This window comes from Psychrobacter sp. SZ93C1 (assembly GCF_015864635.1).
GTDB lineage: Bacteria > Pseudomonadota > Gammaproteobacteria > Pseudomonadales > Moraxellaceae > Psychrobacter > Psychrobacter fozii.
In genome coordinates, this window is record NZ_JADYWY010000004.1 from 325,637 (window position 1) to 338,078 (window position 12,442).

The following is a 12,442-nucleotide window of genomic DNA, read 5'->3' on the forward strand; positions in this document are numbered from 1 at the left end:
ATGATAGGAACTCAGTTCTATATAGAGGAACTATGTGTATATTCAGATTTGATGATAAAACGCTAGCATGCCTTCAAACAGCTTCAAATATAAGGTATTGAAAGCAAAAGAGAAAACAGTCTGTGGTTTATTTATTGTAAAAATTGCTATATTATTACAAGTCTGTAACGCATTAATAAGCATAAGTTAATGCGACTCTATGTATTAAATTGATTATTTCAAGGATGAATTCCATGCTCAACTCTTTCAAGTCTCCATTATTATTATCAGCGATGCTAAGCGCTACGTTAGGCCTAGCAGCATGTTCAGAAAGTAGTGATACTACAGCCACCGATAGTACCGCAACAGATGGCGCTGCGACTGACACTGCTGATAATAAGCTAGATACCAAGTTCCTTACCATCGCTACTGGCGGTGCGTCAGGCCCTTACAACATCATTGGTACGTCATTATCTGAAGTTTATGTCAAAACCTTCGGTGTAAACTCAAAGACACAAACCACGGGTGCTTCAGTTGAGAACGTCAATCTATTGACCCAAGGGAAAGTCGACATGGTATTGGCACTCAGTGACGTGGTCACCGATGCAATCGAAGGTAAAAACAACTTTGAAAAGCCAATTACTAACATTCAACAGATTGCTGTTTTATACCCTAACGTGGTGCAAATCGTCACGTCAAAGAAATCTGGCATCAAAACTATTGAAGATTTAAGAGGCAAGCGTATTGCTGTGGGCGATCAAGGATCTGGCACAGAGGTCAATGCTCGCACGTTATTGGAAGGGTTTGGTATCACGTATGACGATGTCACCGTTGATTATCTAGGCTTTGCAGAAGCAGCTGATGGAATGAAAGCAGGTAAAATTGAAGCGGCCTTCTTTAGTAGTGGTCTGCCAAACTCATCTTTGATGGAGTTAGAGCAGGGTTTAGACTTACAGATTGTCAGCATCGACCAAGACAAGCTAAAAGAAATCATCGCGAGCAAGCCTTATTTCAAAACCTTTGAGATTCCTGCTGGCACGTACGGTAACGAAGCCGCTATCCCAACGGCAGCAATTATGAATGCGCTATTGGTTAGTTCTGATCTATCTGAAGCTGATGGTTATAAGTTAACCAAAACGTTATTTGATAATTTAGAGGGTCTAAAAACCGCTCACCAAGCAGCCAATGACATCAGCCTAGCAACCGCTCGTGAAGGTATGGTCGCTCCAATCCATCCTGGTGCTAAAAAATACTATGACGAACAAGCAGCCAAGTAATTCATTAGGGCTAACAACTGGCGCAGCATTTATTGCCGCGCTGGTTTTTTTTACGTTATGGATGGGGGTTATTCTCCAGCCTGTCGTTGAAGTGCGCGTCGCAGGAGTAGAAGGTGCTGATGATACGGTTTGTTATTTCGTTGAGCCTGACTTTCAACTGCGATGGATACATTCTGTAGAAAAACAATGGTGGGAGGAGCAGTACCAACGCATAGACGGCAGCAGTACAGAAGCTGCTGAGCTGCTACTGACCACAACCTATTTTGAAGCTTTCGGTGCAGGTACTCCTTCCACCGAAATGCTTGCTCCTGTACAAAAACCTGGCTATCTGGGTTACCAAATCAATGAGAAGTTACCTAATCTCAATTGGGTGGTATCCAGACTGACCAAAGGTGAGATTGATTATGGCGACCATCGTGTTTTAATACATCAGTTGGTGCCAGATTATTCTGAAGTAACGATCATGCCGAAAATGTATGGTTTCATTGATAGATTTAACAAGGACTTTTGTCATGACATCCCAAGTGACGGATCACGGTAGCGTAACTACCAAGCCAGACGCTCATGTTGATACCGACGCTGAAGCTGCGGCAATCAACAAAGCGGTATTGGAAAAATATGACCGAGAGTCAATCACGCGTCATATTACCCAAGGACCAGTGAAATATTTGATCGCTGGTGTTTGTATACTCTATTCGCTATTTCACCTTTATATTACCTTTAATCCAATGCCAGCATTGCTACAACGCTCTGTGCATGTAGGTGTTGGTTTTGCATTAATATTCTTGATTTTCCCTGCTAGCAAAAAAAGCAGCCGAAAAAGTGTGGCATGGTATGACTGGATTTGGTTTGCGCTGTCGTTATCTGGCATGGGCTATCTGATTTATGAGTATCAAGATATTGTGACCTCGCGTGGCGGCATGGCAAATCAGGTCGATGTGATATTTTCTCTGATTACCGTAGTCTGCGTGCTAGAAGGCAGTCGCCGTATCACTGGTTGGATTTTACCGATCTTAGCAGGGATATTTTTGGCGTATCCATTTGTCAGTCATTTGGACTTTATGCCTGATAGATTATTGACTCGTCCTTATGACATGGGTGATATTTTTGGTCAATTATTTTTAAAAACCGAAGGCTTATACTCTGTTGCGATTGGCGCATCGGTAACGTTCATTTTCTTATTTATTCTCTTTGGCGCGTTCTTAGCACGCTCGGGAATGGGTCAGCTGTTCAATGATTTGGCACTGGCCATCGCGGGTCACAAAAAAGGCGGGCCTGCAAAAGTAGCGGTTATCTCTAGTGGCTTTATGGGTAGTATCAACGGCTCTGCGTTATCAAACGTGGTCAGTACCGGTGCCTTCACCATTCCGTTGATGAAAAAGGTCGGCTATCATAAAGATTTTGCCGGTGCAGTTGAGGCAAGTGCCTCAGTTGGTGGGCAGATATTACCGCCAATTATGGGTGCGAGTGCATTCATTATGGCGGAGACAACAGGCTTACCTTATAGCACGATTGCGTTGGCCGCATTATTGCCCGCGATTTTGTATTATCTGGGTGTGATTGCACAGGTGCATTTCCGTGCTGGACGCCGTGATCTAAAAGGCATTGCTAAAGAAAACTTGCCAGCGGTAAAAGAAGTATTAAAAGCCCGTGGTCATATGCTACTACCGATTGTATTTTTGGTTTTCTTATTAATCAAAAATGTTCCTGTTGGCTATGCAGCGGCTTATACCATTGGGTTCACCGTCGTAATCAGTATGTTACGTGCTGAGACTCGCATGGGGTTGTCTGATATCTTAGGCGCACTAGAAGATGGTGCTCGCCAGTCGCTAGCGGTAATGGCAGCGTGTGCGGTCGTCGGTATTATCATCGGGGTCGTGAGTTTGACCAGCTTTGGTACGGTGATGACCTCATCTATTGTCACATTAGGCGCAGGGTCATTATTCTTTACGCTCATTTTAACCATGCTAGCATCGATGGTTTTAGGTATGGGATTACCGTCTATTCCTGCCTATATCATTACGGCGACAATGGCGGCTCCAGCATTAGCTGGCTTTGATATTCCAATTTTATCAGCGCATATGTTTGTATTCTATTTTGGTATCTTTGCCAATATTACACCGCCTGTGTGTCTCGCAGCCTTTGCGGGTGCTGGTATATCCGGCGGTGATCCGATGAAGACAGGTTTCTTGTCATTGAAACTTGCCCTTGCTGGATTTATCGTGCCGTTTATGTTTATCTATAATCCAACGATGCTAATGATAGACCCAACAGGTTTGGCCGTTACGGCGAAAGATTTCCCACTGCCTCCTATTGTGGATATCATCACCGTGGTAGTAACGTCAATCACTGGTGTGATCGCCTTAAGCGCTGCGCTTGAAGGATATTTCAGAGGCGGAATGAATACACTCACCCGTGTCATTTTGGTTGTTGGTGCATTGTTGTTGATTTACCCTGAGATCATCACTGGTGTTGCAGGCGCTGTTATTGTCCTTGGTATTGCTGTGTTTAATATTAAGACGAGTGAAGCACCGACACCGACTGTTAGTGTGTAGCTGTGAATATCTAGTACCAACCACAAATTATATGAGTAACTTTGTCGAACAAGTTTAGTCTACATAAGTAATACTGCTACTTGTTTTCATAGCTACTCAAATTTTTGTGAATGGTATGACTGTCTAAGTTCTAGGCATTCATATCTGTTACATCGATATCTTAAATCAGTCATAAAAAAGGGTGAATAACAAATTTGTTATTCACCCTTTTTCTGTGCTCATCTACGCTCAGTAGCTTTTCTTAGAGAACGCTTTCACATCCGCTGTATGTTCAGATTAGCAGCCTAATTTGCCTTCTGCTGCCAATGCCTTTTTACTACGGATTGGTGCAGGGCAATCTTCGCCATAATACTGACGATCTGCAAAGTAGCTTGAGCGTACCATTGGGCCTGCCCAGATATTAAAGAAGCCGATTTTTTTACCATAGTCCATATAACGCTGGAACTCATCTGGATGGACATAACGATCAACAGGCGCATGGTTCTTGCTAGGTTGTAGATACTGACCAACCGTAATCATGTCCACATTATGTGCCTTTAAATCGTCAAGCAGCGCATAAATCTCTTCTTCGGTCTCGCCAAGGCCGACCATGAAGCCGCATTTGGTCGCGATATCAGGACGGCGCTCTTTATACAGCTTGAGCAAGTCGAGTGAATGCTGATAATCAGAACCAGGACGGAATGCTTTATACAGACGTGGCACCGTTTCAATGTTGTGATTAAACACGTCTGGCGGTGTTTCCGTTAACAAATCCAACGCAATATCCATGCGACCACGGAAATCGGGTACCAATATTTCAATTAAGCAGTTCGGGCTAAGCGCACGTGATTCGTTAAGTACTTCAACGAAATGCATGGCACCACCATCTTTTAGATCATCACGATCCACAGAAGTAATGACTGCATACTTGAGTTTTAGACCTTCAATCGTCTCAGCAGTATGGCGTGGTTCATCAGCATCTAGCTTATTTGGACGACCATGGCCGACATCACAGAATGGGCAGCGACGCGTACAGATATCACCCATGATCATAAAGGTCGCCGTACCGTCAGCGAAGCACTGTGGCAGGTTAGGGCAGGCCGCTTCTTCACAGACGGTATAAAGCTTTTGCTCACGCAACGTGGCTTTGATACGGGCTACTTCAGCAGGCGATGACATCTTGACCCGAATCCAATCTGGCTTTTTCTTTGCCTCGACGGTCGGGATCACTTTAATTGGGATACGGGCAACTTTATCGTAGCCACGCAGCTTTTCGCCTTGAATGGCTTTTTTGGGTTTGGCCTTCGCAGCAGGTACATAGGTTTGTACGGCAGTTGTCATAATAAAATTATCTCTTAACCCTTTATCTTATAAGGGTTTATGGAATTATTAGAATGTGTTGTGAGTGAGGACATTATAACAGAAATTCAAGGGGTAGCTTTTAATCAATCTTGTTAAGATTACTACGACTTGTCTCTTTACCATAGTTTTAAATATCTATGTCAATATCTAACTCATTCAGGATTTCTATGGCAGCACGAAACGCTTCTTGGGTAGCGGGTGCGCCGCAGTAGGGTAAGCTGTGCATGAGCACTTCTCGAATCTCAGCGACACTAGCACCATTATTGATAGCGCCTCGAATATGTCCTTTTAGCTCAGCAGGGCTTTTTTGGGCAATTAAAAAAGCGATAGTGATTAATGAGCGATATTTGCGCGGCAGTACTGAGTCATCTTGCCACGTACTACCCCACGCATGCTCAATGATCCAATCCTGTAATGGCTGAGTGAACCCAGTCGCGCTATCCAGTGAGCGTTTGACATGCTGCTCACCCATTACCTCGGTGCGAACTTTTAGACCGTTGTCATAATTGGCATTGTTTTCTTTATCATTCATTTTATTATCCTCACTGGCGGTTTATATGTGCTAGCTATGTATGCTAATGATATGTGCTACCTTATTAAGCTGCTGTGCTAGAGTGCATTAAATGACTAAAGCACATTTGAAAACAGGCATGTTTGAAAAATAATATCTTACAAAAGATTATAGCAGTCACACAGTTTCTATTTAACTGAAAATCATAAAGCAGTCAATGAGCGTAGCAAGCGACGTATAAGATATAAATAACCGTTCAAGCGTATTGTTGACGGTACTATTTTTATAATAAATGTCCAATATGGCCTTATTCTAAGCCTTTTCCAAGCTGAGCCATTAACATTTAGAGCGTTTTAAGCTATGATTGCACAGATAATTATTCCATCTAGTACATGGACGCAGGCTGTCATACTGACTACCCAACGTAATGTGCTAAACACCAACTGACGAGGACGACTATTGTGTTAGAAGCTTATCGTAAACATGTCGAAGAACGTGCTGAGCTAGGAACGGTTCCGCTACCACTGAATGAAAAACAAGTAGCAGAGTTGGTTGAGCTATTAAAAACGCCACCTGCAGGCGAAGATGCATTCTTGATGAACTTGCTAGAAAACCGTATTCCTGCTGGTGTTGACCAAGCTGCTTACGTTAAAGCGGCATTTTTAGCTGCGATCCTTAAGGGTGAGACATCATCACCACTTATCAGCAAGCAAAAAGCCGTTGAAATCTTAGGCACTATGCAAGGTGGCTACAACGTTCAGCCATTGGTTGCTGCACTAGATGACGCGGAAGTAGCACAAGATGCAGCTGAAGCATTGAAAAAGACTTTGCTAGTATTTGACGCGTTCAATGACGTGACTGAAAAAGCAGAAGCGGGCAACACGATTGCAAAAGAAGTCGTTCAATCTTGGGCAGATGCTGAGTGGTTCTTGAACCGCGCTGCAGTACCAGAGAAAACAACTTATACAACATTTAAAGTAACTGGCGAAACCAACACAGATGACTTGTCACCTGCGCAAGACGCATGGAGCCGTCCAGACATCCCATTGCATTCATTAGCCATGCACAAAAACTCTCGTGACGGCATCAATGCTGATGATGAAGGCGTTGTTGGCCCAATGAAGCAAATCGAAGAGCTGAAAAAAATAGGCCATCAATTGGCTTATGTTGGTGATGTCGTCGGTACTGGTTCTAGCCGTAAGTCTGCGACCAATTCAGTACTTTGGTTAATGGGTGATGATATCCCTAACGTGCCAAACAAACGTGGCGGCGGTTTAGTACTTGGTAACAACATCGCGCCTATCTTCTTCAACACGATGGAAGATTCTGGTGCATTGCCAATTGAGAAAGTGAATGTTGATAACCTAAATATGGGTGATGTATTTGACATCTATCCGTACGAAGGCAAAATCACTAAGCATGACTCTGACGAAGTATTGTCAACGTTTGCGCTAAACTCGCCAACTTTGCTTGACGAAGTTCGTGCCGGTGGCCGTATTCCATTGATCGTTGGTCGTGGTTTGACCAATCGTGCTCGTGAATACATGGGTCTTGGTCATTCAGACATCTTTGCTAAACCAGAAGAGCCAGTAGACACTGGTAAAGGCTTTACCTTAGCGCAAAAAATGGTTGGTAAAGCTTGTGGTCTAGAAGGCGTACGTCCTGGTATGTACTGTGAGCCTAAAATGACGACAGTCGGTTCTCAGGATACTACTGGTCCGATGACTCGTGATGAGCTAAAAGATTTGGCTTGCCTAGGTTTCCAAGCGGATCTCGTGATGCAGTCATTCTGTCACACCGCAGCTTATCCAAAGCCAGTTGACGTTGAAACTCAGCACACACTACCTGACTTTATCATGAACCGTGGCGGCGTAAGCTTACGTCCAGGTGATGGTATCATTCATAGCTGGTTGAACCGTATGCTACTTCCAGATACCGTTGGTACTGGTGGTGACTCGCATACTCGTTTCCCAATGGGTATCTCGTTCCCAGCGGGTTCTGGTCTAGTGGCATTCGCAGCAGCAACTGGTGTTATGCCACTTGATATGCCTGAGTCTGTCCGTGTACGCTTCGTTGGCGAACGTCAGCCTGGTATCACGTTACGTGACCTAGTACATGCGATTCCTTATCAAGCAATCAAAGAAGGTCTATTGACTGTCGATAAGAAAGGTAAAATCAACGAATTCAACGGCCGTATTCTTGAAATCGAAGGTCTAGAAGACTTGACTGCTGAGCAGGCGTTTGAATTGTCTGATGCATCAGCTGAGCGTAGTGCTGCTGGTTGTACTATCACTCTATCTGAAGCGTCAGTGACTGAGTATTTAAACTCAAACATCACGCTACTTAAATGGATGATCTCAGAAGGCTATGGCGATGCACGTACCATCAGTCGTCGTATCGAGCAGATGCAAGATTGGCTAGCGAACCCAAGCCTATTGCGTGCTGATGAAGATGCAGAGTACACGATCGATATGACTATCGATATGTCTGATATCAAAGAGCCTATCCTATGCTGCCCGAATGATCCAGATGATGCTAAAACATTAGCTGACGTCGCTGGTGATACCATTGATGAAGTATTCATTGGTTCATGTATGACCAACATCGGTCATTTCCGTGCCGCTGGTAAACTGCTAAAAGACGTACCAGCAGGAAGCCTAAAGACACGTCTATGGATTGCGCCACCAACTAAAATGGATGCGCGTCAGTTGATGGAAGAAGGTTACTACAACATCTACGCTCAAGCCGGTGCTCGTACTGAGATGCCAGGTTGTTCATTATGTATGGGTAACCAAGCACGTATCGCACCGAAGTCTACTGCGGTATCGACCTCAACTCGTAACTTCCCGAACCGTCTAGGTCAAGGCGCTAACGTATACCTTGCTTCTGCAGAGCTTGCAGCAGTCGCAGCGGTACTTGGTAAATTGCCAACCAATGACGAATATCAGCAGTATGCTGGTATGCTAGACAGCATGGGCGAGGAAGTGTATCAATACATGAACTTCGACCGTATGTCAGAATACACTGAAGAAGCTGATAAAATTAACGTTGCTCAATTGACCTAATCTTGGTTGAAAGTTAAGCTAAACGTTTTCCAATAAAGAAAACCCCGTATCTTATGATGTGGGGTTTTTTGTTGGGTGGAGTGTTAGGGTGAAATTTCAGCTAATTATCCTTCATTATTCTATCAAGATTGTATTAAGCATCACGGTACCACACTCAATATAGTTAATTTACTGCATAAAATTTACAGCTGTCCTAAATTAGTTAATCACTACAAGTATTAACCTCACTTGAATTACCCTATATACATTTGCACTTGGTTCTTTTTAATTTTCTGTCTATATTTTGGATAAATAGTAGCATTTTTCTTATGTGAATTAACTATAGGAGCCATCAGAAATGACAAATGCAGTTTAATTAATTTTATATCGTTTTTAAATTTCAAAAACTAAAAGGGCAATCAATTGGTTCTTCGTTAGCCAAGAAAGCCATTTGATAGTTGTAGATATTATTGACACAAATTTCTGTTTTATCCACAGTGTCAAACTGCTCAGCTGTTCTTGAAATGTTGTAATTAAAATTTAATATTTGTTCTGGGCCTGTGATTGATAAATCACTGCTTTTAAAATTTATAAGAGCAGTTTTTTTCTCAATCTTTACTTGAAAACTATCGTTGCCAAAATTACTAGTTTCAAATCCTAGCTTTTTCTCTTCTGGTGTTAAACCGTTCAAGTATTCTTGAATGCCGTTTTTTAGTGGCGATGCTTTATCTACATATCGAATAATATAGCTTGAGCCATCTAAATTTGGATTTTCAAAAAAAACTTTTACAGCTAATCTATCTTTGAGTGTTTGTTTATTTTTTTTATCAAGATAATTTCCATAGTGTTCAGAATATATAGACGATAACTTAATCATCATTGCATCAGCTAATTTAGGATTAGCTTTGATGGTTGACTCTGTAGCAAAACCCCATAAAAATGACTTAGAACAACTATCTTTATTACAGATTAGGTTGATAACTTCATTTCCATTTGATAGTTGTACTCTAGAATTAGGAAAAACCTTAGCTTCGTAATTTTTATTCTTGTAGTATATTTTTGTAGTTGTAAAAAAACCATATTCAATTGGTGATAGTTCATTGACTTCTATAAGCGAAGAGTAGGTCTCATAATCTTGAATTTCGATCGCTTCTTTAAATTTTTTGGAATCTTTCCAGTAAGTACACACCATATTATCTTCGACATCTAGATTAAACTGTGAGCAGTCTAATCTAGATTGAGGTGTCTCTAACGTTTGTGTTTGAGATAAAGAAACATCTCCTTCATCAGCCTTAGCTATCGCTGGAGAGTTGATATCTTCCGTATTGCTACAACCTGCCATGACAAGAAGCAGAATCGGTAATAATACCCTATAAATATTTTTTTTCATTTCTTATCCCTTGGGAAATCTTTTATCAAGTACAAGTGGGCGATTGCGGTAAGGTACAATCTTGTTACCAGAGGGATGACTTGGCAAATACTTTTTCGTAGCTATCCAAACTAAGCGACCTTCGTATCTTTGTTTTTGACATAACTCTTCATGAAAATGAACTTTGTCATAGGTAAAGTTATATTTTTTATTAAAGCAATTAGAAGACATGCTGCTGATCTAACTTGCTCATCAGTCAGACCTTTCCACGTTTAACTGTACGGATTTGACGGCAGGAGTCATAACTATATAAGTTGAATATTTATTATTCGGCAGAGTGTCACATTCTAATCCAGTATCAAATGAATATGATTCAGTTTGGTTTTTTTATTCGTTATTTCTAAATATCTAATAAAGTTCTGAGACATCAACACTGCCGTAAATCCTTGGTCATTGTTATATATACGAGTAAACTCATGGGGGCGACCTTGACTTGTTTCGATCTCATCGACACTTTCTAATGTGAAAGTACTGTAGCCATTTATTTTTAATTCATTAAGGCTTTGAGGGTAGTAGATATTTATTGATTTGCTATCATCTATTACACACTCTTGCGTAGTCGTACCTGAGACTTGAGAGTGGTTTGATGGCCTTTTATTTTAAACATTAGTCGAAGGCGATGCTATCTCTGGATTTGCGGAACCGACAGAGCTTTTACAGCCTAAAGTTAAGAATAACGTAGATATAACTATGATCAAGATTCATAATTTATCGATCCTTTTTTTTAGTGTAACCTACGGGGTTCTCAATTTATAGATAATAGTATAGATATAAATTCTAAATAATACTAAAGTAAAAAGGTAGCTTATTTGAAAACCTACTAAGACAAGTCAGCTTTAGATTCTTCTAAATCTATAATTGCTGGAGATACTAATTTTTTTTCTGCAAATGAGTTGGTTGTACATTCTTTTGTGTTAGTACTACCGTTAGGACTTACAATATCGATGAAAGCTCTAACACCATAGGCTTCCTCGGGAACACCTATAATGTAGCGGTATCCATCATTTTTAAAATGAAAATAGGTTGTGTAGGCTGAATAAACAAGTGTTCTTTTCAAAGGCTCCCTACTAGTAAAATGTTTAGATAGCTCCACTTTATCTTTTTTACCAAATCGATAAACTGCACTTTGAGAGTCAGTAGAGCCACATATAGATACAATTCTGGTTTGTGGTTCATTTATTTCGCATGATACAACGGGTATTTCACCAGCTATACATAATGAGCCTAAACTCTTTTCTTCTGCATAGATATCTGTAAACGAAAGTGATTTAGGCTCTTCCTTTATGTACTCTCCATTAATTAGATAAGTATTAGTGCTACAATTTTTACCTGTATTATCTGTAACTTTAGTGACGTTAGCATCGCTTTTGGTGTTTACAGTTATTGATTCAATATCCCCACAATCCCATTCAGCTACTTCAAACGTATAAGTGTGTAAAAATCCACTATCATCAAACAAAATAGCGTTGTACGACAGGTATTCTTCTGTTGTCGTAGGTAGTATCAAAAATTGCCCATCAGCATCATTAGCGAAAACACTAATTCGCTTTAATGCGCTTTGCAAGTCTTCACCATACGTATAATTAAAGAGCCCATAAGTATAATTAAAAGGCCCATCAAGCCCTTTGCTGACAACACTACCATCCATCATTAAAGTTATATCAGACTGATCACCACCAAATAATTTGATAGAGATGGCAGTATTATCATGCTTAATGTCAACTTTGTCCTGACTCTCATCATAGGTTATTAATGAATTTATTTTATTAAAGATAAGCGGGTTGCTGTTATCTTCTAAGAGAGAGTTATTTTTAATATTTGTTGCAACTGTATTGTCACTTTGAGTATCATTTTTATTGAAAGCATCATCGTTGGTATTAGTATCACCGTAGTTATTTGTGCATGATGCTAATAAGAAAATGGAAAAGAGAGTGGCTATGATTTTCACTGTAGATGCCTTATCTTTAATATACGTTACGTATGCCTAATTCTTCTGTATTCTGTTGCAACCTTTTTTCTTCTTCAGACATCTCGTCATAAGTCTTGCAATAAACATAAAACCTTGGATTACATCTATAGATTAACCTTGACCCACGATAAACTATATATTTTTTCGTGATTATCTCAAACAGAATCGTGGTGTCATTTGTCATTTGTCATTTGTCCTGAATGTATGGATGACTGGGTATAGTATAGCTTAGCGGTAATTGCTAGCGATGAGGTGTCTTACTTTAGTTTTGTATAACAAGTTTTAGAATTGTTTAGACATTTTTTTGCATAAATAACCGCTGACATCCTTAACGATG

The 12,442-nt window shown here is 40.8% G+C and carries 8 protein-coding genes; 4 read left to right on the top strand and 4 right to left on the bottom strand.

Annotated elements, in window-relative coordinates; all coding sequences use genetic code 11:
* Positions 1-233: 233 nt before the first annotated feature.
* From I6E83_RS07645 to I6E83_RS07655, 3 genes are read left to right on the top strand one after another with little or no spacing between them, the layout of a single operon-like run.
* Positions 234-1,256 (top strand): TAXI family TRAP transporter solute-binding subunit, encoded by a 1,023-nt coding sequence (locus tag I6E83_RS07645; RefSeq protein ID WP_197100893.1) that lies wholly within the window; start codon positions 234-236, stop codon positions 1,254-1,256.
* Positions 1,234-1,797 (top strand): DUF1850 domain-containing protein, encoded by a 564-nt coding sequence (locus tag I6E83_RS07650; RefSeq protein ID WP_197100895.1) that lies wholly within the window; start codon positions 1,234-1,236, stop codon positions 1,795-1,797. The genes I6E83_RS07645 and I6E83_RS07650 overlap by 23 nt, the downstream gene beginning before the upstream one ends.
* On the top strand, positions 1,769-3,811 hold the full coding sequence (locus I6E83_RS07655) for a TRAP transporter permease (RefSeq protein ID WP_197100896.1): 2,043 nt from the start codon (positions 1,769-1,771) through the stop codon (positions 3,809-3,811). The genes I6E83_RS07650 and I6E83_RS07655 overlap by 29 nt, the downstream gene beginning before the upstream one ends.
* Before the next feature lie 276 nt (positions 3,812-4,087).
* On the opposite strand, the gene lipA is transcribed toward I6E83_RS07655, so the two are convergent.
* Positions 4,088-5,131 carry a lipoyl synthase gene (gene lipA, locus I6E83_RS07660; RefSeq protein WP_110922474.1) on the bottom strand — a complete coding sequence of 348 codons (1,044 nt, stop codon included), beginning with the start codon at positions 5,129-5,131 and terminating at the stop codon, positions 4,088-4,090.
* Between the two features lie 148 nt (positions 5,132-5,279).
* Positions 5,280-5,684, bottom strand: coding sequence for a carboxymuconolactone decarboxylase family protein (locus I6E83_RS07665; RefSeq protein ID WP_197100897.1), 405 nt, complete (start codon positions 5,682-5,684; stop codon positions 5,280-5,282).
* Positions 5,685-6,124: 440 nt separating this feature from the next.
* On the opposite strand from I6E83_RS07665, the gene acnB reads away from it, so the two are divergent.
* A complete protein-coding gene (gene acnB, locus I6E83_RS07670) occupies positions 6,125-8,728 on the top strand; it encodes a bifunctional aconitate hydratase 2/2-methylisocitrate dehydratase (RefSeq protein ID WP_197100898.1) in 2,604 nt (867 codons plus the stop codon).
* 379 nt (positions 8,729-9,107) lie between these two features.
* Here the strand turns inward: acnB and I6E83_RS07675 are convergent, their stop codons facing one another.
* Together I6E83_RS07675 and I6E83_RS07680 are read right to left on the bottom strand one after the other, a co-directional pair.
* Positions 9,108-10,097, bottom strand: coding sequence for a hypothetical protein (locus tag I6E83_RS07675; protein ID WP_197100899.1), 990 nt, complete (start codon positions 10,095-10,097; stop codon positions 9,108-9,110).
* A gap of 859 nt (positions 10,098-10,956) precedes the next feature.
* Positions 10,957-12,084 carry a hypothetical protein gene (locus tag I6E83_RS07680; RefSeq protein WP_197100900.1) on the bottom strand — a complete coding sequence of 376 codons (1,128 nt, stop codon included), beginning with the start codon at positions 12,082-12,084 and terminating at the stop codon, positions 10,957-10,959.
* Between the last annotated feature and the right edge of the window lie 358 nt (positions 12,085-12,442).

Bases quoted from the DNA above. Each gene is read 5' to 3' on its own strand.
- I6E83_RS07645 (WP_197100893.1), top strand. From the start codon at position 234: ATGCTCAACTCTTTCAAGTCTCCATTATTATTATCAGCGATGCTAAGC.
- I6E83_RS07650 (WP_197100895.1), top strand. From the start codon at position 1,234: ATGACGAACAAGCAGCCAAGTAATTCATTAGGGCTAACAACTGGCGCA.
- I6E83_RS07655 (WP_197100896.1), top strand. From the start codon at position 1,769: ATGACATCCCAAGTGACGGATCACGGTAGCGTAACTACCAAGCCAGAC.
- lipA (WP_110922474.1), bottom strand. From the start codon at position 5,131: ATGACAACTGCCGTACAAACCTATGTACCTGCTGCGAAGGCCAAACCC.
- I6E83_RS07665 (WP_197100897.1), bottom strand. From the start codon at position 5,684: ATGAATGATAAAGAAAACAATGCCAATTATGACAACGGTCTAAAAGTT.
- I6E83_RS07675 (WP_197100899.1), bottom strand. From the start codon at position 10,097: ATGAAAAAAAATATTTATAGGGTATTATTACCGATTCTGCTTCTTGTC.